Annotated in this window: 17 protein-coding genes and 1 pseudogene; 8 read left to right on the top strand and 10 right to left on the bottom strand. The window is 58.2% G+C overall.

What is annotated here, in order from left to right:
- Positions 1 to 27: 27 nt before the first annotated feature.
- Positions 28 to 897 (top strand): aldo/keto reductase, encoded by an 870-nt coding sequence (locus tag SP68_RS14490; protein WP_040968414.1) that lies wholly within the window; start codon positions 28 to 30, stop codon positions 895 to 897.
- 24 nt (positions 898 to 921) lie between these two features.
- Here the strand turns inward: SP68_RS14490 and SP68_RS14485 are convergent, their stop codons facing one another.
- The 7 genes from SP68_RS14485 to SP68_RS14455 are packed head-to-tail and all read right to left on the bottom strand — an operon-like array spanning position 922 to position 12,305.
- Entirely contained in the window at positions 922 to 3,120 is a 2,199-nt protein-coding gene (locus SP68_RS14485) for a glycoside hydrolase family 2 protein (protein WP_040968415.1), read from the bottom strand.
- Positions 3,110 to 5,803 (bottom strand): hybrid sensor histidine kinase/response regulator, encoded by a 2,694-nt coding sequence (locus SP68_RS14480; protein WP_040968416.1) that lies wholly within the window; start codon positions 5,801 to 5,803, stop codon positions 3,110 to 3,112. The genes SP68_RS14485 and SP68_RS14480 overlap by 11 nt, the downstream gene beginning before the upstream one ends.
- A 2-nt stretch (positions 5,804 to 5,805) precedes the next feature.
- Positions 5,806 to 6,240, bottom strand: coding sequence for a globin family protein (locus SP68_RS14475; protein ID WP_008805208.1), 435 nt, complete (start codon positions 6,238 to 6,240; stop codon positions 5,806 to 5,808).
- Positions 6,237 to 7,631 carry a DUF3131 domain-containing protein gene (locus SP68_RS14470; protein WP_008805207.1) on the bottom strand — a complete coding sequence of 465 codons (1,395 nt, stop codon included), beginning with the start codon at positions 7,629 to 7,631 and terminating at the stop codon, positions 6,237 to 6,239. The genes SP68_RS14475 and SP68_RS14470 overlap by 4 nt, the downstream gene beginning before the upstream one ends.
- On the bottom strand, positions 7,616 to 9,163 hold the full coding sequence (locus SP68_RS14465) for a DUF3131 domain-containing protein (protein WP_039103186.1): 1,548 nt from the start codon (positions 9,161 to 9,163) through the stop codon (positions 7,616 to 7,618). Before SP68_RS14465 ends, SP68_RS14470 begins: the two co-directional genes overlap by 16 nt.
- Complete coding sequence (locus SP68_RS14460) at positions 9,160 to 10,491, bottom strand: DUF3131 domain-containing protein (protein WP_032700987.1); 1,332 nt, start codon at positions 10,489 to 10,491, stop codon at positions 9,160 to 9,162. The genes SP68_RS14465 and SP68_RS14460 overlap by 4 nt, the downstream gene beginning before the upstream one ends.
- Positions 10,488 to 12,305 (bottom strand): glycosyltransferase, encoded by a 1,818-nt coding sequence (locus tag SP68_RS14455; protein ID WP_040968417.1) that lies wholly within the window; start codon positions 12,303 to 12,305, stop codon positions 10,488 to 10,490. The genes SP68_RS14460 and SP68_RS14455 overlap by 4 nt, the downstream gene beginning before the upstream one ends.
- A 276-nt stretch (positions 12,306 to 12,581) precedes the next feature.
- Between SP68_RS14455 and opgC the strand changes: the two genes are divergently transcribed.
- From opgC to SP68_RS14430, 5 genes are read left to right on the top strand one after another with little or no spacing between them, the layout of a single operon-like run.
- Positions 12,582 to 13,799, top strand: coding sequence for an OpgC domain-containing protein (gene opgC / locus SP68_RS14450; protein WP_040968418.1), 1,218 nt, complete (start codon positions 12,582 to 12,584; stop codon positions 13,797 to 13,799).
- Positions 13,800 to 13,809: 10 nt separating this feature from the next.
- Complete coding sequence (locus tag SP68_RS14445) at positions 13,810 to 14,709, top strand: hypothetical protein (protein ID WP_040968419.1); 900 nt, start codon at positions 13,810 to 13,812, stop codon at positions 14,707 to 14,709.
- 8 nt (positions 14,710 to 14,717) lie between these two features.
- Entirely contained in the window at positions 14,718 to 15,932 is a 1,215-nt protein-coding gene (locus SP68_RS14440; protein ID WP_023340013.1) for a PP2C family protein-serine/threonine phosphatase, read from the top strand.
- A complete protein-coding gene (locus tag SP68_RS14435; RefSeq protein WP_012541991.1) occupies positions 15,922 to 16,260 on the top strand; it encodes an STAS domain-containing protein in 339 nt (112 codons plus the stop codon). The genes SP68_RS14440 and SP68_RS14435 overlap by 11 nt, the downstream gene beginning before the upstream one ends.
- A complete protein-coding gene (locus SP68_RS14430) occupies positions 16,253 to 16,723 on the top strand; it encodes an ATP-binding protein (RefSeq protein WP_039103190.1) in 471 nt (156 codons plus the stop codon). Before SP68_RS14435 ends, SP68_RS14430 begins: the two co-directional genes overlap by 8 nt.
- A gap of 53 nt (positions 16,724 to 16,776) precedes the next feature.
- Here SP68_RS14430 and ymcF read toward each other — a convergent pair whose 3' ends face one another.
- The gene (ymcF, locus tag SP68_RS26515; RefSeq protein ID WP_008805199.1) at positions 16,777 to 16,965 is read right to left on the bottom strand and encodes a cold shock small protein YmcF; all 189 of its coding nucleotides are present in this window, start codon (positions 16,963 to 16,965) and stop codon (positions 16,777 to 16,779) included.
- Between the two features lie 302 nt (positions 16,966 to 17,267).
- Positions 17,268 to 18,182 (bottom strand): annotated as a pseudogene (locus tag SP68_RS14425) (LysR family transcriptional regulator).
- A gap of 108 nt (positions 18,183 to 18,290) precedes the next feature.
- Here SP68_RS14425 and SP68_RS14420 point away from each other — a divergent pair.
- Positions 18,291 to 19,052, top strand: coding sequence for an SDR family NAD(P)-dependent oxidoreductase (locus tag SP68_RS14420; RefSeq protein WP_040968420.1), 762 nt, complete (start codon positions 18,291 to 18,293; stop codon positions 19,050 to 19,052).
- Positions 19,053 to 19,209: 157 nt separating this feature from the next.
- On the opposite strand, the gene SP68_RS14415 is transcribed toward SP68_RS14420, so the two are convergent.
- The gene (locus tag SP68_RS14415; RefSeq protein WP_008805196.1) at positions 19,210 to 19,776 is read right to left on the bottom strand and encodes a DJ-1/PfpI family protein; all 567 of its coding nucleotides are present in this window, start codon (positions 19,774 to 19,776) and stop codon (positions 19,210 to 19,212) included.
- 629 nt (positions 19,777 to 20,405) lie between these two features.
- On the opposite strand from SP68_RS14415, the gene tssB reads away from it, so the two are divergent.
- A complete protein-coding gene (gene tssB / locus SP68_RS14410; protein WP_004176434.1) occupies positions 20,406 to 20,897 on the top strand; it encodes a type VI secretion system contractile sheath small subunit in 492 nt (163 codons plus the stop codon).
- Positions 20,898 to 20,910 lie beyond the last annotated feature (13 nt).

Below are 20,910 nucleotides of genomic sequence, written 5' to 3'. Positions count from 1 at the left end.
ATGTTTTAACAAGAGGGGAGCTTTACCGTGGAATATTCTGTATTAAGTAACAACCTTAAAATGCCGATGCTGGGTTTTGGCGTTTTTAAGGTGACCGATAAAGCAGAGTGTAAGCAGTCAGTGCTGAACGCCATTCGTACCGGCTACCGCCTTATCGATACCGCTGCCGTCTACGATAATGAAGATGCGGTGGGTGAAGCCGTTCGCGAAGCCATCGCCGAAGGTCTGTGTACCCGTGAGGCGCTGTTTATAACCTCCAAACTGTGGGTCCAGGACATGGCCAACACCGGGATGGCGAAAGCCGGGATTGCCGCGTCCTTAAAAAAATCCGGGCTGGAATATTTCGATCTCTATCTGTTGCATCAGGCGATGGGCGATTATTTCAGCGCCTGGCGTGCGCTGGAAGACGCGTATGAAGCCGGGAAGCTGAAAGCGATTGGCGTCTCCAATTTCTACCCCCATGTGTTAGCTAACTTCTGCGAAACCGTCAGAATCAGGCCGATGGTGAACCAGGTTGAACTGCATCCTTATTTCGCGCAGCCTGCGGCGCTGGAAACCATGAAGCATTATCACGTTCAGCCGGAAGCGTGGGCGCCGTTAGGCGGTGGCAGACATAATCCGTATCAAGAGGCGATGCTGCAGGGGATTGCCGATGCCCATCAAAAAACCATTGCGCAGGTTATCCTGCGCTGGAACGTGCAGCGTGGCGTCACGGTGATCCCTAAATCCACCCGCCAGGAGCGTATTGAAGAGAACTTTGCCATCTGGGATTTCTCGCTCACCGCGAGCGAAATGGCGCAAATCGGCGCCCTGGATTTAGGCTATGTCGGCGAAGCGGTAAAACACTTTAATCCTGAATTCGTTCGTGGCTGTCTGGGGGTGAAAATCCACGACTGACCGCGGCACCGATTGGCTCCATCTTCATCTCCCCGCCTGCGCCGCGGCGACGGGCTCGGTATGCTGATTAGCGCCCACGCGTTTGCCGCGACGGTTGTCAATGCGGTAGTCGATCGTCACGGGCTGCGGGCCGGCGGGGGTGACGGTCAACTCCCTGACCATTTGGCCAGCGTCGGGCGGCAGGGTCAGCGAGGTTTCTCCCTGAGCGAGCATCTGGCCATTTTGCCTGACCTGCCAGGTCAGGCGGCAATCCTCGCAGGCTGCCCAGGTATCGTTAACCGCCCACAGGCGCACCGTCGCCGGGCTTCCCTGACGCCAGCTGGCGGTCACCGGCTCGATGGACGGCAGGATCGGCTGATAGGCGCGCTGCAGGGCATAGTAACCGGCCTTCGGCTGGCGCAGATAATCCACCACCCCCCAGTTGATGGAGGGCCATGTCTCGACAAACATAAAGTGGAACAGGGCGGTCACCGGCTGATAACGCTGGCGGCGATAGCTCTCCGCCGCCAGCGCCACCAGTCTGGCCTGATATGCCTGGGTGTTTTCAATCATCTCCTGAATATTGTTGCCTCGTGGAATACCGGCAAATTTAAAGGTCTGGAAAGGCTGAAAATTATGGTACTTCCATCGCACCCAGCCGGGGTCGTCAGCGGCGGTCGTTTTCGGCCACAGCAGATGAGCCGGGATAATGGTCTTCAGGGTGGAGAGCCGGGGCAGCGCCTGGGCGCCAAACTCGGTAATAATCCCGGTCTTCGCCGGGGCGAGCAGGTCGCGCAGGGTGCCGAAATACCACCCCGCCCAGTAGTGTTCTTCGACGGCGGAAAAACGATGCACAATGCGGGAGGTGTCTTCCGCCAGCGCATCGCCTACCCGCTGTGTTAGGGTCTGGTTTAAGGTTTTATGCCAGTCGGGGAAGCGTTTTTCCATCCACGGCGAGTTCCACGGCGGCTCGTTGTGGCCGCCCCAGACAATAATCGCCGGTGAATTGCCGAACTGGTCCATCATCGCCCGGGTCTGGCGCACAGCGTTCTCGGCGAAGGCGGCGCTGTCATCGTAACCCCATTGCAGGGGGACATCCTGCCAGATCATCAGTCCCATCTCATCGGCCACCTCATACAGCGCGCGCCCCGCCACGTGGCCGTGAACGCGGATGGCGTTGGCGTTCATCGCCGTGACAAGCCTGAAATCCCGACGGTACTTTTTCCGCGTCATGGTGCTTAGCCATGGGGAGCCAATATAGTTGCTGCCCTTAATGAACAGCCGTCTGTCGTTGATGCGCCAGCCCTGATTATCCGCCAGCGCTTCCACCTTACGTAATCCGGTGCGGGTGACGGCGGTATCCATCATCCCCCGGTTATCCGTTAGGGTGGCGCGCACCCGGTAGAGGTTCGGCTTGCCTGCGCCCACGGGCCACCAGAGCTTCGCGGACGGCATGGGTAGCGAGACGTGCAGGACGCCTGCGGTTTTCTCCAGAGTGACCGCGAAGGCCTGGTGAAAACGTGGGCCGGAAAAATTGTCCGGGGTAGCCGTCAGGCGTAGCGTGACGGGGCCGGGCGTCACAGCCCGATAGCGGATTTCGGCACGCAGCATGGGCTGCTCCAGCCCCTGTTGCCAGTCCGGGCGCAGGATCACCTCGTCGATGGTGACGCCGCGGCTCAGATGGAGCTTCACTGGCGCCCAGATCCCCCCGGAGTTGGCATCCTGCCCCTGAACCGACCAGGCGCCGCCCGGGCGGGTGTCGTGCTGATTCAGGATCCCTTTCATCAGCGTTTTGTGCAGCGGCCAGATCTTTTGCGGGTCTTCATAGGGGCTGTCGACCCGCACGGCGAGCTGATTATGGCGGCGTACGGCCCCGCTGATGTCCACCGGGAAGCGCTGAAAATAGCCCTCGTGTCGGGCCAGCGTCTTGCCGTTGAGCGCCACCTCGGCAAAGTAATCGACGCCGTCAAACACCAGGGTAGCCATGGCATCCGGCGACAGGCCATGCAGGGTAAACTGATGGCGATACCACAGGGCGCCCTGATGATCGTATCCAGCGCTGTACCAGTTTGCCGGTACTCGCAGCGTGCGCCAGTCGCCATCCGAAGCCTGCGCGCCGTCGAAGGCGCTGTCGTTAGCGTCATGCACCCGCCATTGTCCGGCCAGTGACCAGGTCACCGGCGCAGAACCGGCATGCGCCAGCGGCAGGCAAACCATCAGCAGCAGAAGGCGTTTAACGATCACGGAGGACCTCCTGCGATCTGCGATGTAGCCACCGGTGGCAGCCTGTGGTTGCCTCGGCCAGCGCGTCGCGCAGGTCATCTGGCACGGTCTGGCCGGGCGACGTCGCCCGGCTCTCCATTTGCTGGAGCACCCCGGCAAGGCGTTGAAAGCCGAGGGTGACCGCCTCGCCGCGCAGTTTGTGGGCGATACGGCGCCACGTCTCCCGGTCATTAGTATCAATGGCGTGGGTGAGGGCGATGATCGCAGCATCAAGCCCTTCAGCGAAGAGTCCCAGCAGCTCCTCGACCAGCTCAGGATCGTCTGCGCACTGTTTTAGCAGGTGGGCCTCGTCCGGCAGGCCTTTCTCTTCCTCCAAATCGCTATCTTCCGCTGCGCCGACGCGGGCGATGGCTTCCCGTAGCGCCTCAAGACTCACTGGTTTGGCGATATAGCCGTCGAAGCCCATCGCCAGACAGCGCTCTCTATCGCCCTGCATGGCATGGGCGGTCATGGCCATCGCGGGCTGATGTTGCCTGCCCAGCGCCGGCGTCTCTTCGCGCAGCAGACGGATGGCGGTTTCACCGTCCATCTCCGGCATTTGCAGATCGATCAGCAGGAGATCCCAGCAGGCTGCGCGCCAGCGCTCCAGCGCCTCCCGGCCGTTGCTCACCACCTCGCAGCGGTGACCCAACTGCTCCAGCAGCCGTCTGGCGACCTTTTGATTAACCAGGTTGTCCTCAGCCAGCAGGATATGCAGCCCGGTCTGGTCCCTGACCGGTTCCGCAACGGGGGCTGGCGCTGTCGCCACCACCGGCGTGGGAAGGAGAATACCGGCGATAACCTGATGCAGTTCGCGCTGCGCCACCGGTTTATGCAGATAGTGGGCGATACCGATGCGCTTAAGCATATTGGCGTCAAAATGGCGGCTCATGGAGCTGAGCATAATGATCTGGCTCTGCCGGGCCTCGGGCAGGGCGGAGAGCTCCAGCGCCAGGGATACGCCGTCCATATCCGGCATCTGCGCGTCGAGCAGGATCAGCGGCCAGGGCGGCCCTTCGGCGGCCCGGCGTAGCGCCTCGCCGGCGTTGTCCACGCAGCTTGGCATCAGCCCCATCTGGCGAAGCATGGTGTCGAGCAGGCGCAGGTTGGTGCTGTTGTCGTCAACCACCAGCACCCGCTGGTTGTTGAAGCGGCTCAGCGGAGCGCTACCGGAGGCCGCGGCGTGCAGGCCTTCCAGCGGCAGGGTGAAGGCAAATTCGCTGCCCGCCCCGGGCTGGCTCTCCACCATCAGCTCGCCGCCCATCAGGCTGACCAGGCGGGCCGAAATGGTTAACCCCAGCCCGGTGCCGCCGTAGCGGCGGGTGGTAGAGCTATCGGCCTGGCTGAAGGCCTCGAAGATCGCCTTTTGCTTCTCCGGGGCGATGCCGATGCCGGTATCGCGTATGCGAAAGCGCCAGCGGCTTTCGTCGTCGGCCGGCGCAATCGCCAGCAGAACCTCCCCCTGATGTGTGAACTTCAGCGCATTACCCAACAGGTTAGTCAGGATTTGCCGCAGCCGGGGGCCATCGACGGTCAGCACCTCCGGTACCGCAGGTGAGATGTCCACCAGCAGCTCAATGCCCTTTTCGCTGGCGGCAGGCATATGCGGGCGGATCAGCGACTGGATAAAGGGGCGGATCTCCAGCGGCTCTTCGTCCACCTGCATCTTGCCCGACTCAATGCGTGAGAAATCAAGAATGTCGTTAATAATGTGCAGCAGCGACTGGGCTGAGCTCATCACCAGCGAAAGGTACTCCCGCTGCTCCGCGGTCAGCGGCGTATCGAGGCAGAGCTGCGTCATGCCGAGAATGCCGTTCATCGGGGTGCGGATTTCGTGGCTCATATTGGCGAGGAAGGCGCTTTTCGCTTCGTTCGCCTCGCGGGCCTCCTTCGCCGCCTCAATGGCCAGCAGCTCTGCGGCTTTGCGCCGGGTAATATCCTGCAAGGTGCCGATCACCCGCTCTGCCTGCTGCTGCATGTTGAGGGTGACGATCTGCCCTGAGAGCAGCATCCAGCGCCAGCCCTGCGTCGGGTGCTGGACACGAAGTTCACATTCAAAAACCGGCATATGCTCGTTTTGCGAGGCGATCATCGCCTGTTGCAGGGTAGTGCGATCGTCCTCGTGGACCAGATTGAGCATAAAACGCAGCGGATAGCGCCACTGGGCCCGCGACTGGCCGACCATCGCCAGCAGGGTGTCATTCACCTGCAGGTTGTCGTGGGAGACCTGCCAGTCCCAGATACCGATCTGGATCGACTCCGCGGTGAATAAAAAGTCGTCATGAAGCTGGTGACGTGAGCGCCGGGCCTCGTCAAGCTCGGTGATGTCGGTATGCAGGCTGACAATCCCGCCATCCGCCAGCCGCTGATGCTGAATGTAAATCCGGCGGTTGCCCGACTGGCGGACCTCGCAGTGGTTCGTCTGGCGGCAGTTGCGGATAATCGCCTCGCGCAGCGTCTGTTGCCGGCCTGGGTCGATGTTATATCCGGCATCGATAAACTTCTCGGCCAGGCTCTCAAGAGTGGCGCCGACGGCGAGCCAGGGTGCGATCGTTGGATAAAACAGCGCCACCTTATCATTCCAGGCCTGCAGCCGTTCGCGATCATCGTAGATCATCACCGCTGAGGGCAGGAGGTTGAGGTCGGTACGGTTAGCGGCATGCATGATTACTGGCCAACAGTTTGATAGTGGAGCTCCGCCTGGCGGCGCAGATACTCAAGACCAGGGGCGATCGCCATTGCCCATGCAGTGAGGATCTCTTCATCGCACAGTGGATCGCTGGCGCGGACGGTTTTGAGCATCGCTTCCCGCCAGAGGGCAAAAAACCGCGGCGGTAGACGCAGGCCTTCCTCGCTCTGCTCGCGTGCCAGCCGTTCCAGAAAATCGGGTACGAAGAGGTCGCCGTTGACCGCCAGCATGGCGAAAAAGCTTTTAAAGATCATCTGCTGGCCTTCCTCGCCGGAGCGTTGGGAGAAGTGCTGCTCGGTTTCCGGTGACATATGGATAAAGGTGCTGTAGAAGGCCTGGAAGAAGCGCTGTTTGTCGTGCTCCGGTACGACACGATTCAGACTGGCTTCAAAAAGATCGCGATAAAACTTCATGGTGCGCTCCTAATGACCCGTTCGCCCGGCAGGCAGCGGCGGGGCGGGTTAAATTCGTCCGTCGCGCGGTGGGCAAAGTAGCTGTTGTCATCCGCGAGGCCGTTTTTGAACAACGGCCCGGCGTTGTGTTTGTAAAACAGCGCCTCCAGCACCATAGCGTTAGTGGAGAGGGTGAGGGTGGCGTTGACGTCGCCGGTGGCCTCGACCCGTCCTTCAAACCAGCCGCGCTGCGAGTCGTTAAGATGGGTAGTGACCGCCATCAGCGCATCGGTATACTCGGTTTCCCACAGCGTCCACAAGACAAAGACCGCTTTGGTGGTCACCTGCGCCAGCCGGGGGTAGTACTTCCCGTCGTCCCCGAGCGTATTCCAGGCGTAGCCATTCCCCCAGACGGTGTCTTCCACGTGCCAGGGCGCCTGGGTAAGCGAAAAATCGGCCCGGGCGGTTAGCACTTTATCCTGTGTCCAGCGCGTTTTCTGGCTGAGCCATATCCCTTCCGCCCGTTCGCGCATGGCTTTTTGTACCTCTTCCGGCACGCCGGGCGGCTGCCAGCCGAACTCCAGTCCCGGTAGCATGGCGGGCAGAGTGGAGAGCACCACGGGTTGCCAGGTGGTTCGCGGGTCGCGGTCGTCAACGGCGAGGCGACGCTGATACATAATCACATTCCGCGCTGGGGGAGAGAAGGCCTTGCCGGCCGGGAATCCCCACAGGCGAAACGCGCTGGCGGCGTATTCACTGTCTCCCAGCCGAAGCTCCTCGCGGATCGTCCGCTGGCCGTTCTGCAGTGAGGCGGACCACAGCTCTCCGTCTTTATCGATCACCGGACAGAAGTTCCAGCGCAGGATAATTTTATCAATGTACTCGCCGTACTGCGGCGCGCGTTCGGCGGTGAGCCGCAGGGCGAGCATGAGTCGGGCCATATCTTTTGCTGACCAGCCGCTGGCCGCCGGTTTGCCGCTGAAGTCGACAGGGGTCGCCGTCTGAGTGGAGTATAGCCTGCCCGGCGAACCGCCGTCGGTCAGCGTCAGGCGATTGAGGGTGCCGAGCAGGGGCGTCAGGCGGGCGTCGAATTCCGCTTCCTTTACCAACCCCAGCTCTCTGGCGGCGAGCAGGGCGATAAGGGTGTCGCCCATCTGCCACAGCGTCGCGCGCGGCTGTTTGTCGCTGCCGTTGACCAGGCCGGTTTGCGGCTGGGTATTGTTCTCGACGTACCGCCAGGCGATCTGCGCCCACGTCCGCTCCTGCGGCGTCAGGCTGCTGATACGGGCGGTGGTGTGCCAGCCGCCTTTGGTCAGCCAGCGCCACCCCGCGCCTTCGCGACTGAACAGCGCCAGGGCGATAAGCAGCAGGAGGATGGCGACGGTCAGCCAGCGAGCTAGGGTTTTAAGCATTGCGCGGTCACCGGCGGAAGTTTAACGGGCTCGTCAGCCTTGCAGGCGGCGCACTGGCAGGCCTGGCAGGCGGGTTGGGTGCGCTGCGTGGTTCCGGTCTGTTCGCACCATGTCTTGACGGCAGGGGTATTGCTCAGGAAGGGGCGGTTGCGCGGGCCGTTATTGGGCTCAAAGAGATCCACCAGCTTTTTGTCCCACAGCGACGGCGCGAAATCGCGGTTTTTCGGATTGTCGCTGGAAAACTGCAGCAGTTTGCCTTCTTTTTTAAACAGCAGCGCTTCCAGCATGATGCCGTTATTGTTGGCGGTGAACTCATTGATTGGCCCGTCGCCGTTTTCATACAGTCCCTCGTAATAGCCTTTTCCCGCTTCGTTCGCATTTTCAATGGCGTCCAGCAAACGATCGGTATAGGGCGAGTTCCACAGCACCCACATCCCCATCGCCGCTTTGAGCGACACCGCGGCGCTGTTCGGTACGAACTGGCCTTTGTCGGTTATGGTGTTCCAGTTAAAACCGTCGCTGAACACGGTGTCATAGACAAAGTACGGGGATTTATCGAGCTGATGCTCGGAGCGAGCGGTGAGGATCCCAGTGATGGCGTAGCGATTCTCCTGGGCCTGGTAGACCCGGTCGGCAAAGTTTTTCATCCATGGATGGGAGTACTCGCGCGGGCTATCGTTCCGGTCAGCAGGATTATCAAAGCCAAACTCCATGCCATACAGCACGTAAGATTCACTGACCACATAGTTATGCTGGCTGGTTTGCCGCGGGTCGCGAGAATCATAGGGGACCATCACGCAGTAAATTTCCGCCAGCTCATAAGGCTGGGGCCGGCTGGCCTGACAGGTATTAAATCCCCACAGTTGAAAGCCCGCCGCGCCGTACTCCTCGTAGCCGAGGCGTCCTTCCTGAACGTATTTGGGCTGGCCGTTTTCCAGATAAGCCCCATACAGCGTGCCGCAGGGGTCGACCACATGGCTGAAATCCCACCCCAGCACCACGTTATCGATGCTGTTGCTGTATTCCGGATAGCGCTCCTTGATCACCTTCAGCCAGACCAGCATTCTGCCGATATCCAGCGCCGAATAGCCGATTTCACCCGGTTTATTCTGGTAGTTCACCTTTTGTCCGCTCACGGTGTTATAGGCTTTGTTAGGTAATTCGTTACGGAATAAATCGAGCTTATTCAGCGTGGCGAGAAACTTCAGCATCCGACGGTCGAACTCCGCCTTGTCAATAATTCCCAGCTCACGGGCCGCGGTCATGGCGGCCAGATAGGAGGCGCTGTCCCACATGGTGGTCGAGGGGTATTTGTTTACCGCATTGACCAGCCCGGTGGTGGGCTGAAAGTTGGCGACGAAATATTGCCAGGCATTTCTGGCGATAGTCATCTCCCTCGGCGTCAGCTCCCCGCTACGCGGGGCGTATTCCGCAGCCGGCAGACCGGTCGTGGCCTGCGCGCCGGAGAGTGAGAGCCACAGCGCCATGAGTCCGGCCAGCAGGGGAAAACGGGAAAAATAGGTCAGCTTCATGGCGTTGCTCCTGCTGAGGACGAGGGTAGAGGGGCAGGGCTCAGGCAGGCCAGACACAGCATCTGCCCCCGGGAAATGTAGGCCAGGCTTTCCAGCACGATCGCGTTGGTATCGCCGTCAACAACGTCGTTGACGCTGCGGTTGAGATTTAACCCACGCTGCCAGCCCTTGCCCGGGACCTGCAGCGTCTGGACCTGCTGGCGCAGCGCTTCGCTCCAGCTATTGCGGAACAGGGCGTACCAGGCAAAGGCGGTGCGGGTAGAGGTGATCGCCGTTTGCTCCGGGGTGGCACTGCGCGGGGCGAAGGCGCTCTGCGGCTGCCGGTCCGCCAGCGCGCTGGCATAATCCGGCGCGGGCTCGGCGTAGTCGGTGCTGATCGGCGGCTTGCTGACCCTCAGGCTATGACGGCGCTGCTGGATTTGCATGATGCGCCAGGCGATCTCCGCACTCTGCGCGTCAAAGCCCAGCTCAAGCCCGGTGAGCAGGTACGGCAGGCTGATCAGCGAAGGTTGCCGCCCCCACGGCGTGCGCAGCCCCTCGTCGGGCACCATGATGCCGTCGATGTCGATCATCTGCTGCCCCTGCGGCGGGTTGGTCACCGCCAGCCCCGCGGCGCTGTCGATCAGCCGCAGCGTATGGCTGGCATACAGCCGGTAGCCAAAGCTGTCCCGCGGTTCATCCGCCGCCAGCGCCCAGTGGTGCAGCGGCGCCGCGGCCTGGCTGGCGGGGCTGTTGCTGATGAGCGCGCCGACCCGCCACTGATTAAACAGATCCCGCACCGCGGCGGCGTGCTGAGGATAGCGCCAGAGCAGCGTTTGCAGGGCGGTGAGCAGGCGTCCCATACCGATGGCGGAGGAGTCCGGGTTGCCGAGGATCTGCAGCGTGTCGGCATGGTACTGAGCGGCGGGCAATCCCTGGGCGTTGAGGGGCAGTTGACCGAGCGTAAACAGGGCGGCGGCAATGCGCTCATCGCCTTCGGCGGCGGTCACAATATGCAGCTGCTCTGCGGCGACCACGGCGAAAAGATAGCTGCCGACGCTCCACAGGCTAAGCCAGGGTTCGTCATCGTGCGCATTGGCCAGACCGTTTGGCTGAGTATTATTCACATAATACTGCCAGGCCACTCGCGCCCAGATCGCCTCGTCAAAGGTCAGCTCGCGCGGGGCAGGGAGCGGCGGAAAATCCTGGCTCAACGTCATCCCACCGCTGCTCTCGACGCGCGCAGGCATTTGTTTTTCCACCCATACGACAATCGCAAAACCCAGCAGGAAGCCAATGAGGATGGTGAGATAGCTGCGGGCGGAGAGCAGGGCGTCGCGGATCCTCATCGGCTCGCCTCCTGCTCTTCGGGGGGCGTCCACATGGCGGCGAAAATCAACGGCAGCATGGCGGCAATATTCACCGCGCCCCAGAAAATGTTGATGACGTACCCGGAGGGGTCGTCAACCTCACCGCGCGCCACCTGAATGCCGCCCCATATCAGCCCTGTCAGGGTGAGCAAAACGATGGCAATTTGCGGCTTGACGAGATAGAGAAAACGGCCCGTCTGTCGCTCTTTCGGCGTAACGTGAAATTTGATCTGCTCCCCGCGCAAAACGGTGTCCAGCGCCCGCAGATTCATCGAGAAAAAGGAGAGGTAAGAGGCCCGGCCGTCCCAGGCAGAAATGCCCCAGGTGCCGAACATAAAGGCCAGTTCGGAGGCAATAAAAAAGGGTAAAAAGTGCAGATAGAAAGGGGTAGACCACGCCGACACTGGGGGAATGCCGGTGAAGAGATAGATAACAGGCGAGATCAGGAACACGGTGTTCCACACGCAGGCCAGATAGGACCAGAAGGTGGTCGCGTACATCAGCGTTTGCGGCAGCGAGAGTTTAAAGCGGCGTCGGCTGAAGATGTTGTCATGGAACAGGATATCCAGCGATCCGGCGGCATACTTAAAGCGCTGGATCATCCACGTCAGCATATCCTGCGGAGAGAGCATTTTGGACTCGATCCGCGGGTGCATTACTGAGCGCCAGCGGCGAGCAGCGTCGCCGTGCAGCAGGATGGAGGTATAAATATCTTCTGAGACGTGGAACTTATAGGGCGTCAGTTCAGTATCAAAGGCCACGTGGGGGCGCATGGCGTCCTGCAGCGCTTCCCGCGTTACCGGGTCGCGAATATCCCGCGTATGACGGTCGATCTCGGCGTCAACGCTCCAGACGTAGCTGCGCAGTGCCGCCTGCATCACCGCTTCCCGTCGGTGAACGGAGGCGGCACCACAGCAGAACGCGGCGTTAGCCCAGTTACGGCGCCGTAAAATCACGTCGTAAAACATGCGCGGATCGTTGAAAAACGGATCGCGACCGATGGTCACCGGACCGACGATTTTCTGCGCCAGCCAGCCCACCCCGTAGCCTGCGCCGCCAGCTTTACGCCGCAGCCAGCATGCCAGATCCTCCCCCTCAGGGAGATCGAAAAACCACTGCGGGGTCTGCACCCAGGCGACGTCCGGATCGCGAAAGTAGCCGAGCGTGTGGCTCAGCAGGGTTGGGAAAACGCGGGTATCGGCATCACAGATGATCAGAAAGTCGCCATCGGTATGTTCCAGCCCGTTGCGCAGGTTACCGGCTTTATAGCCGATATTACTCTGACGGGTGATGTAGTTCGCCCCCTCCTGCTCGCAGACCGCCTTCATTTCCGGGCGACGCCCGTCGTCAAGGACATGCACCTTATAGTCGAGCGGACCGGGATAGGTCATCTGCATGGCGTCACGGATCGACAGCCTGACCAGTTCCACGTCTTCGGAATAGGTGGCGATAAACAGATCGACTTTAATCGGCCTCGACTCCACCGCTTCATCCGCTCGCAGACAGTCGTTGATCTCCGTCGGGGGGACGCCTGGCGGAGGATCTTTTTCCTGCCATAAATTAATGGTGAACAGAACTGTGCCAATCCACGCCAGGGTTTCCGCCAGCACCAGAGGGATTGCATACCACAGTGCGTCAGTGTTTAAGGACGCGGTCCAGCGCCAGTAAATATAATTGGCACCAAGAACCAGGGCGGCCACAGCGAATACCTGCCAGATCATTCTTACCCAGCTCGGAGTGCTGAGCGGCTCAGGCGGTCGACGATGTTCAAAACGGGAAAAATAAAAATCCATAGCAAGGATATCCTGATTCCGCGCTGAGTTTGAGTGACAGGTCTGTTATCGACCTGGTGCATTCAGCAGGACGCATTATGGCAGGTAAATAACAGTAAAATGAGTGTAGATGGCGGCGTAAAAATTTCAACAGCGTGAATTGAGAAGTGCCTGGATAGCTTAACATAGTGTGATGCATGCAGGGGGAATTTATAAAAAGGGCATTGCAAGATAGCGCATTCTACACTATCTAAATAATTTGTAATAAATGTTGCAGGGTAGACGACAGGATCCTCCATGAGCCAGGTTGCCTCAGCGATTTCGCAAAAAGAAACTGATAAATCAATAGTCTGGCGTTATTCTCTGGCGGGTGAACGCGACCTGCGTATCGACTTTATGCGCGGCATTGCTCTCGTTATGATGGTGGTGGCGCATACGGAAGTGATGTCGATATTTAATATTTTCAGCTGGGAGCGTTTTGGTTTGACCACTGGCGCCGAGGGTTTTGTGATCCTGTCGGGCTTTATGTTAGGGATGCTAAATCGTGTCAGATTACAAAAAGCTGTATTACTGACGGTGGGCTGGGGACTTTATCTGCGCGCATGGAAAATATATCAGGTTAATATTATTATTATTGTCTCTTTTCTTTTGCTGAGATATTTTCCGTTTATTAATGCCTTTGAAGTCACTCACTTTACCGATCGTTTTTCCGGGACCAGCTGGTCGCTCTATCCACTCACCCCGCAAATAAAAGAGACGTGGTTTAACATTATCCTCTATCTGCAGATTGGCCCACACCAAACGCAGATCCTCGGTCTCTATATTTTTCTGTTGTTACTCAGCCCGTTGTTTCTGGGAATGCTGCAAAAGGGTCACGTCTACCCCTTACTGGGCGTCTCGCTGCTGATCTACGGCTGCTGGCAACGCTGGCCGGTACGGGTGACGCCCTGCGAATTTGAATTCGCCTTTCCCCTGCTGGCCTGGCAATTTATCTTTGTGCTGGGAATGTGCTGCGGCTGGTACAAAGCGGAACTGATCTCTTTCGCCCGCACGCCACCCGGCAAAGTCGCCGTCGCGGCGCTGGTGTTCATCGCGCTTATCCTTGCGTTTGTCGCCCAGAACCATACCAATCCTTTTATGCCGCCCGCGCTGCTGATGCACGTGATCCCTCCGGCGGAGTTTAACGCCTTTTATCATACCTGGGCGGCGAAAAACGGCCTCGGGCCGGTACGGATCCTCAATGATATCAGTCTGATGGTCACTATTTATCTGTTATTGACCTGGTGTTGGCGTCCCCTGAACTGGCTGGCTGGCTGGTTCCTGATCCCGCTCGGGCAGCGTTCGCTCTACACCTTCATTTTGCATGTTTATATCGTGCTCGCCGTAAGCCAGTTGGTCACCTTCGATCTGTGGCACCAGGCGTGGATAGTGAACACCTTGATCCATGCCGCCGCGCTGGGCGTACTGTGGCTGATGGCCAAATACCGCGTCGCCGCACGCTGGATACCTAACTAAGGAAGGGCAAATGCGGGAGAAGTATATGCTGGCCTGCGCGCTATGGTGCGCCATCGCAGGTGCGGAAGGAGCAGAGAATAACGACGCACAACCGCTGCGTGATAAAAATGGTGAACCGGTGCAGGCCGGCGTGTTTACCAGCCGCTGGGGACGGCTTTTTTCCGGGAATGACAAGGTGTTTTCGGGAGCGCTGAGCTTTAGTTCGGGTTTAAAAGAGCAGTGGATGACCGTCCCCAACAGCTCAGACAGCGCAGAACAGAAGAAAAAATATAATCAGACGCTGAACCTCAGCCTGCAATACTCGCCTTACAGCTTCTGGTTCGCCAACGTGACATCCCGTTTACCGGTGACTGATACCAGCCGCTATACCGCCGATTTTCGCTATAGTTTTGGCTACGACGACTGGCATGCCAATACCGTCAGCCTGGTTTACAGTAACTATGGCGATAACCACTTCTGGACCTCAGGCAGCAAGCGTCACACCTATTTTGAGCAGGGAGCCATCACTCTGGCATATAAATTTTCCCTGCCGAAGCCCATGGAGAATACGCTGCTGATCAACAAAGGCGACGCCATCATGTGCCAGGTGGGCTACAGTTGGGTGCCGCGTTATTACGATCTGGAGAGTGACGATATACGCAAAAACAAAAACGTACTGCTCGGGGGGTGCGGATATACCTTTAAGCAACATTTCTTTATCCGTGCGACGGCGTTCTGGTACCCCGACAGCAGCCAGCAGCAACCGTGGAATGGCGACTACAGCTACAGCTTCGGTTACGCGGGCTATACGCCAGGATCGTTCTCTGTGCAGTATGCCAACTATGCCGGTACCCGCTATCCGGGGCACGACAGCGGCAGCGGCAAGTTTCGTGAAGGCACGATCAGCCTTATCTGGTTCTTGCCGATTTAGGAGGCGCGATGTCGGCACAGCACGTCCTGATTGTTGAAGATTCGCTGGTTTATCGTCGGCTCTTGAGCCGAATGTTGACGCAGTGGGGCTATATCGTCAGTGAGGCGGAAAACGGCGTCGCCGCGCTGGCGATCCTCGAAAACCAGCCCGTCAGCCTGGTGATTAGCGACTGGGAAATGCCGGAGATGAATGGCCTGACGCTGTGCCGGGAAGTTCGCCGTCGCCAGTTTGGTCACTACGTTTATCTGATATTGCTCACCGCTCGCGAAAATCCGGGCGATTTAACGCAAGGGTTTGCGGCAGGGGCCGATGATTTTCTCAGTAAGCCGGTGGAGCAGAGTGAACTGCGGGCGCGACTGCACGCCGGGGCGCGGATCCTCTCCCTTGAAGCCGACCTCGCCGCGCGCAATACGCGGCTAAGTGAAGCGCTGCGGCAGATTGAACAGGATCTGGAGCTGGCGGCGCGCATTCAGCAGTCGGTTCTCCCGGCTCATCAGCTGTGCTATCAGGGTTTTTTCTCCGACTGGATTTTCCTGCCGTCGGCCTGGGTATCGGGGGATATTTTTAATGTTTTCCCGCTGGGGGAGCATCTCGGATTTTACTGCGTGGATGTCTCCGGGCACGGCGTGGGGGCGGCGATGATGTCGCTTGCCGTCGCCCGCCAGTTTCTACATGGCAGGGCGGTTGAGCGTTTTCTTTTCTCTGCTGATAACCAGCCGGCATCACCTGCCGAGGTAGTGCAGATCCTGAATGGTCGTTTTTGTAGCGACGAGGCAGAGATTGTCAGCTATTTCACCCTGATCTATGGCGTCATCGACCTCACAACCGGTGAGGGGAAACTGTGTCAGGCCGGGCATCCCACGCCGTTTATCGTCACCGTTGATGGAAGTGTGCGCTCGGCCGGTAGCGGTGGGGCGCCGGTGGGGTTGATAAACCATCTCTCATGGGCAGATGTCAGTTTCTCGCTGGCGCCAGGAGAGCGGCTTTGCCTGTTCAGCGACGGTATCACCGAATGTGAAAACCGGAGCGGTGAACAGTTTGGCGAAGCGCGTTTACAAGCGTGGCTGCAGGACAGTGTGACGCAGCCGCTGCCCGCGCTGCTGCCGCGGTTTGCCCGGCACTTGATCCACTGGCGCAATGGCGACGCGCAGGAGACCCAGGCGATGGCCGATGATGTTTCACTCTTGATTATTGAACGTACAGGGGACAGTGATGAAAATTGAAACCGAACGGCAGGCCTCGGTGACGATCCTGACGCCGGCGGTGCGTCGGCTGGATGCTTCCGTCGCAGTAGCCTTTAAATCGGCAATCGCCCAGGAGATAGGCGAAGCGCCCGGCGATCTGATTGTTGATTTCAGCGAAATTGATTTTATCGACAGTAGCGGTCTGGGAACCCTGGTTTCTCTGATGAAGATGATGAACGGGAAAGGGGAGATGACGCTGTGCGCGCTGAATCCTGGCATCCGCAATATGTTCACGCTGACCCGTATGGATCGTATTTTCCGCATTTGCGAGGATCGCACCTCGGCACTTGCGCAGTTAAATGAGTGACGTGCCCGTGAATAGCAACATGATGTTTCCTGCCGAACTCACCTCGCTTTCACCGCTGGCGGAGTGGCTTGCCCAGCAAATGGCTTCGCTGCCTGTCGGGGAGGAGTGGCGTTTCGCGCTCGATCTCGCCGCTTGTGAAACGGCAACGAATATTATTCGCTATGCGCTGCATGAGGATCGGGAAAGTCGTTTTGGTGTGGAGTTTAGGGTCGCGGACCGACGGGTGACGCTGCGCTTTACCGACTCGGGGGAAACCTTTCCCGCCGAGCGCCTGGCGCTGGCGCGTGGTAATGAGCATTTCGATGTCGATCCGTTAGCGGAAAGCGGTAGAGGCTTGCGGCTTATTCTGCGTGCGGTGGACTTTTTTGACGTTGAAATGAATGCAGGGAAAAATATTACCACCCTGATAAAAGCGTTGCCTGATCCCGCTGTTAATTATTCAGCCGACAAAAACGGCGGTTGAGAAAAAGACGTCATCCGCCTGGCGGATAACAGGCATGCTTTACCCGCGCATACTTATTGTTGTGCCTGCGCAGTAGACTGCGCGCCCAGATGACGAGGGCGGATAGCATCAAATGTCATCATCGCCGATTTGCAGAAAATGCATTTCGCACCAAAGGGATTTTTTTCCGTCACATCAAACTGGGACGTTCTGTACTGGGAGCCATGGCAGCATGGGCATCTAAAATGGATATGTTCAATCATAATGTAAACCTTGTATGGGTAATGTTCTGTTGAAAAGACAAAGGTCGTTTTCAGGAAAATTAACGCGGCTGATTTTTGTTAGTGGTAAGCCGGGTATTGCGTCAGTCGGAGGGCTTTATTAACGAGCCAACAGGGATCTGACAGAGCCTGTTTACAGAAAAAGCAAAATACTAACGGGACTGCTCAAAGGAAGGTGGTATCAGGGATAACGCCTGGAGATGAGAACGCGTACTTAGATAATAACTTTTCGTCTGGTAAATCGACTTAACGATTAACGCACGAGCCGCAAATAATAGCAAATATTATTTTAGCCTTCCGGATGCCTGCTGCGCCAGGGGAGGCTTCATCAGCGCCGTCACCCAGTCGATAAATACCTGTACCCGGGCAGAGAGCTGCCGATTACTGGGATAGAGCAGGGAGAGCGGGAGCGGCGCAGGGCGAAAATCGGCCAGCACTTCCGTTAACGCGCCCGACGCCAGATCGGCCTCAAGGCGGGGCAAGGGGGCCTGATACAGGCCAAAGCCAAGCCTTGCCGCTTCGGCGCCAACGTCGGCATCGGAGGTCAGCAGCCGACAGGGCAAACTGACCTCGCTCTGGCGGCCATCCTGGGTAAAGCTCAGCGGCAAGGTACGTTGCGTGCGCGATGAAACAAACCCGATCATCACGTGGCCCGTCAGTCCTTCAATCGTATGCGGGGTACCGTACCGGACGAGGTAGGCCGGACTGGCGCAGGTGATTTCCTGCAGCCTGGCGAGCGGCCGGCAAATCATCTCGCTGTCGGGGAGATGGCCGCCGCGAATGACGCAGTCGACCCCTTCGCGAACCAGATCGACGTCGCGCTCGCTTTCACCGATCTGCAGCGTCATGGCAGGATAGCGGGCGAGAAACTGTGGCAGCGCGGGCAGCAGCAGGGTTCGCGCCAGATTGCCCGCCACGTCCACGCGGATAATACCGGCAATGCTCCCCCCGGCGCTGCGGTTGGCCTCCTCAAGGGCCGCCAGAATAGCCACGCAGCGCTGATAATACAGCTAGCCCTCCGCCGTCGGTCGTACGTGCCGGGTGGTGCGCTGCAGCAGCCGCGCCCCGAGACTGGCCTCCAGCGCCTTAATGGCCGCGGTCGCCACCGGCCGGGAAAAACCCAGATCCGCGGCGGCGGCGCTGAACGAACCTCGTTCGACGATGCGCACGAACAGGGTCAGGGTATCCAGTTTATCCATGACATTGTTCCAGCTGGCAAAACAATCCTGTCGGGCAATGCGATCTTATCGTCGGCATGCAGAAGCCTATAATCGCTCATGTTTTCAGCAGAGAGAAAAGGGGGAAACATGAACAATAGCGCAAAAATTGCCCTGGTGACAGGCGGCAGCCGCGGCCTGGGGCGCGCGACCGTTGAAGCGCTGGCTCAGCGCGGCGTGAATGTGGTATTGACCTATAACGCGTATTTTGCCGAGGCGAACGAGGTGGTTAAACGTGTTGAAGCACTGGGCGCCCGGGCGATTGCGTTGCCCTTCAGCGCCGGCGAAACCGATACCTTTGACGGATTTGTCAGCGCCTTTCAGGAGGCGCTGGCGGAGCTGGGGGCCGATCGGTTTCATTACCTGGTCAATAATGCCGGCAATGCCAGCGGCATGGGTTTTCTTAACGCCACGGAAGCGGAATTCGATGCGCTGTATCGTATCCACGTGAAGGGCGTTTTTTTCCTCAGCCAAAAACTGTTGCCGCTGCTGGCCGATGGCGGACGGATAGTGAATGTCTCGTCCGGGCTAACCCGTATCGTGATGGCGAACCGGGCGCCCTATGCGATCATGAAGTCCGCGGTGGAAACCCTGACCCGCTATATGGCGTTTGAGCTGGGCAGTCGCGCAATTACGGTGAACTGCGTGGCGCCCGGCGCCATCGCCACCGATTTCAGCGGCGGGGTGGTGCGGGATAACCCGCAGGTCGCTCAGGCGGTGGCGAACATGACGGCGCTGGGACGACCGGGGGTGCCAGAGGATATCGGGCCGATGATCGCCTCGCTGTTATCCGATGATCATCGCTGGGTGAATGCCCAGCGCATTGAGGTTTCCGGGGGAATGCGGATCTGAAGCGAGGGGACTATCCGGCCAACGTTTTGCTGAGTTGAGTCAGGTTAAGCTGCTGCGGGAACGGCTGATCAAACAGCGCCGTGCCGGTGGGAAGGAGAGCACCAGCGCGGCGATGGCCAATTCCCTTCGCCAGAGAAAACGCTTTCTCTACAGGCCGTTATTCCGCCAGCAGGGCGGCGAATTTCGCCAGCCACTGCGGGTGGGCCGGCCAGGCGGGGGCGGTGACCAGATTGCCGTCAACATGCGCCTGGTCGATACCAATATCCGCATAGTGCCCACCGCTCAGGCGCACTTCCGGGGCACAGGCGGGATAAGCGCTGCAAGTGCGGCCCTGGAGAATACCAGCGGCGGCCAGCAGTTGCGGGCCGTGGCAGACGGCGGCGATAGGTTTACGCGCGGCGTCGAATGCCTGTACCAGTTTAATAACCTCCTCGTTCAGGCGCAGATACTCCGGCGCCCGGCCACCGGGGATCACTAGCGCGTCATAGTCCTCGGCCTTCACCGCGGCAAAATTGGCGTTCAGGGTGAAGCGGTGCCCCGGCTTTTCGCTATAAGTCTGGGCGCCGTCAAAGTCATGGATCGCGGTCATGACATAGTCGCCAGCGGCTTTATCCGGGCAGACGGCATCGACCTGGTGGCCAATCATCTGCAGTGCCTGAAAAGGGACCATCGTTTCGTAATCTTCGGCATAATCGCCGACCAGCATCAGGATCTTCTTGCTCATCATTTTTACTCGTTGTGGGAGAAAGGTGTCTTAGATATAGCCTGGCGATCCGCAGAATGCGACCCCCTCAGGATGCCGAAGACGGTAGCGTGTGCATCTTGCTATCGGGGTCATGTTTTTTCTGGTAACGACAACTTTTGCCGACATCGCCGTGTGGTCAGTCACCCGGGGAAATAGCCTTTTTCAGCTACTGACGGCTGTCTGTGGTGGAAAATATCGCGGGTTCCGCAGGCCTGTGTGCCAGGGCTGCTGACGGTTCAGCGTGGACGAAAACAGGAGAAGTGGCTTAAATGCGTGCTTGATCTGCTAACGATAATATCAATTATCTCATGACAATATCATTCACGGGAATTGCCGCTATCATATTCATTTAATCTATTTTTTTATCGCCTTGATGATATGTGATGTGAATATTCATGTGTTCAATGTTAATTGAGGGTGTTGGCTTTGGACTTTATATTTGGCTGTAAGTCATTCATTGTTGTTACTATTAAAATAAACTTGTTTGCCTTGTGAATGCATTAAAGAAATATTCTTGTTAAGTTGATCGATAATCTGTTTTTGCTCTATTATCATCCGGTTTTTATCGTCAACTCTTCAATAATTATTCCTTAAGGAAAGGAACTGCTATGGCTGATACGTTCCAGAATGAAGTCCCCAGGGCGCGCATTAATCTCAAATTATCTCTTCATACCGGCGGCGCGCAGAAGAAGGTCGAGCTACCGCTGAAGTTGCTTACCATTGGCGATTTTAGTCATGGTAAGGAAAACCGGCCTTTATCGGAAAGAGAAAAAATCAACGTCAATAAAAATAACTTTAACAGCGTACTTTCGGAATTTAGCCCGGAAGTTAACCTCTCGGTGCCGAATACGCTGGCCGGTAATGGTGAAGAGGAGAATGTCAGACTGCGTTTTACCGACATCAAAGATTTTGAACCGGAGCAGGTTGCCCGGCAAATACCGCAACTCCGCGCCATGCTGGCGATGCGTAATTTATTACGCGATCTCAAATCCAATCTGCTTGATAACGCCACTTTCAGAAAAGAGCTTGAGGCAATCCTGAAAGATCCGGCGCTGTCCCAGGAATTACGCGACGAAATGAGTGCGCTTGCCCCGAAATAATGGCGGGGCAAGT

The organism is Klebsiella variicola (assembly GCF_000828055.2).
Classification (GTDB): domain Bacteria; phylum Pseudomonadota; class Gammaproteobacteria; order Enterobacterales; family Enterobacteriaceae; genus Klebsiella; species Klebsiella variicola.
Note: the sequence above shows the minus strand (reverse complement) of the source record. Positions and strands in the feature narration are given on the sequence as shown.

Coding starts and splice junctions, on each gene's coding strand:
- SP68_RS14480 (WP_040968416.1), bottom strand. CDS start 5,803: ATGCATGCCGCTAACCGTACCGACCTCAACCTCCTGCCCTCAGCGGTG.
- SP68_RS14475 (WP_008805208.1), bottom strand. CDS start 6,240: ATGAAGTTTTATCGCGATCTTTTTGAAGCCAGTCTGAATCGTGTCGTA.
- SP68_RS14470 (WP_008805207.1), bottom strand. CDS start 7,631: ATGCTTAAAACCCTAGCTCGCTGGCTGACCGTCGCCATCCTCCTGCTG.
- SP68_RS14465 (WP_039103186.1), bottom strand. CDS start 9,163: ATGAAGCTGACCTATTTTTCCCGTTTTCCCCTGCTGGCCGGACTCATG.
- SP68_RS14460 (WP_032700987.1), bottom strand. CDS start 10,491: ATGAGGATCCGCGACGCCCTGCTCTCCGCCCGCAGCTATCTCACCATC.
- SP68_RS14455 (WP_040968417.1), bottom strand. CDS start 12,305: ATGGATTTTTATTTTTCCCGTTTTGAACATCGTCGACCGCCTGAGCCG.
- opgC (WP_040968418.1), top strand. CDS start 12,582: ATGAGCCAGGTTGCCTCAGCGATTTCGCAAAAAGAAACTGATAAATCA.
- SP68_RS14445 (WP_040968419.1), top strand. CDS start 13,810: ATGCGGGAGAAGTATATGCTGGCCTGCGCGCTATGGTGCGCCATCGCA.
- SP68_RS14440 (WP_023340013.1), top strand. CDS start 14,718: ATGTCGGCACAGCACGTCCTGATTGTTGAAGATTCGCTGGTTTATCGT.
- SP68_RS14435 (WP_012541991.1), top strand. CDS start 15,922: ATGAAAATTGAAACCGAACGGCAGGCCTCGGTGACGATCCTGACGCCG.
- SP68_RS14430 (WP_039103190.1), top strand. CDS start 16,253: ATGAGTGACGTGCCCGTGAATAGCAACATGATGTTTCCTGCCGAACTC.
- ymcF (WP_008805199.1), bottom strand. CDS start 16,965: ATGATTGAACATATCCATTTTAGATGCCCATGCTGCCATGGCTCCCAG.
- SP68_RS14420 (WP_040968420.1), top strand. CDS start 18,291: ATGAACAATAGCGCAAAAATTGCCCTGGTGACAGGCGGCAGCCGCGGC.
- SP68_RS14415 (WP_008805196.1), bottom strand. CDS start 19,776: ATGAGCAAGAAGATCCTGATGCTGGTCGGCGATTATGCCGAAGATTAC.
- tssB (WP_004176434.1), top strand. CDS start 20,406: ATGGCTGATACGTTCCAGAATGAAGTCCCCAGGGCGCGCATTAATCTC.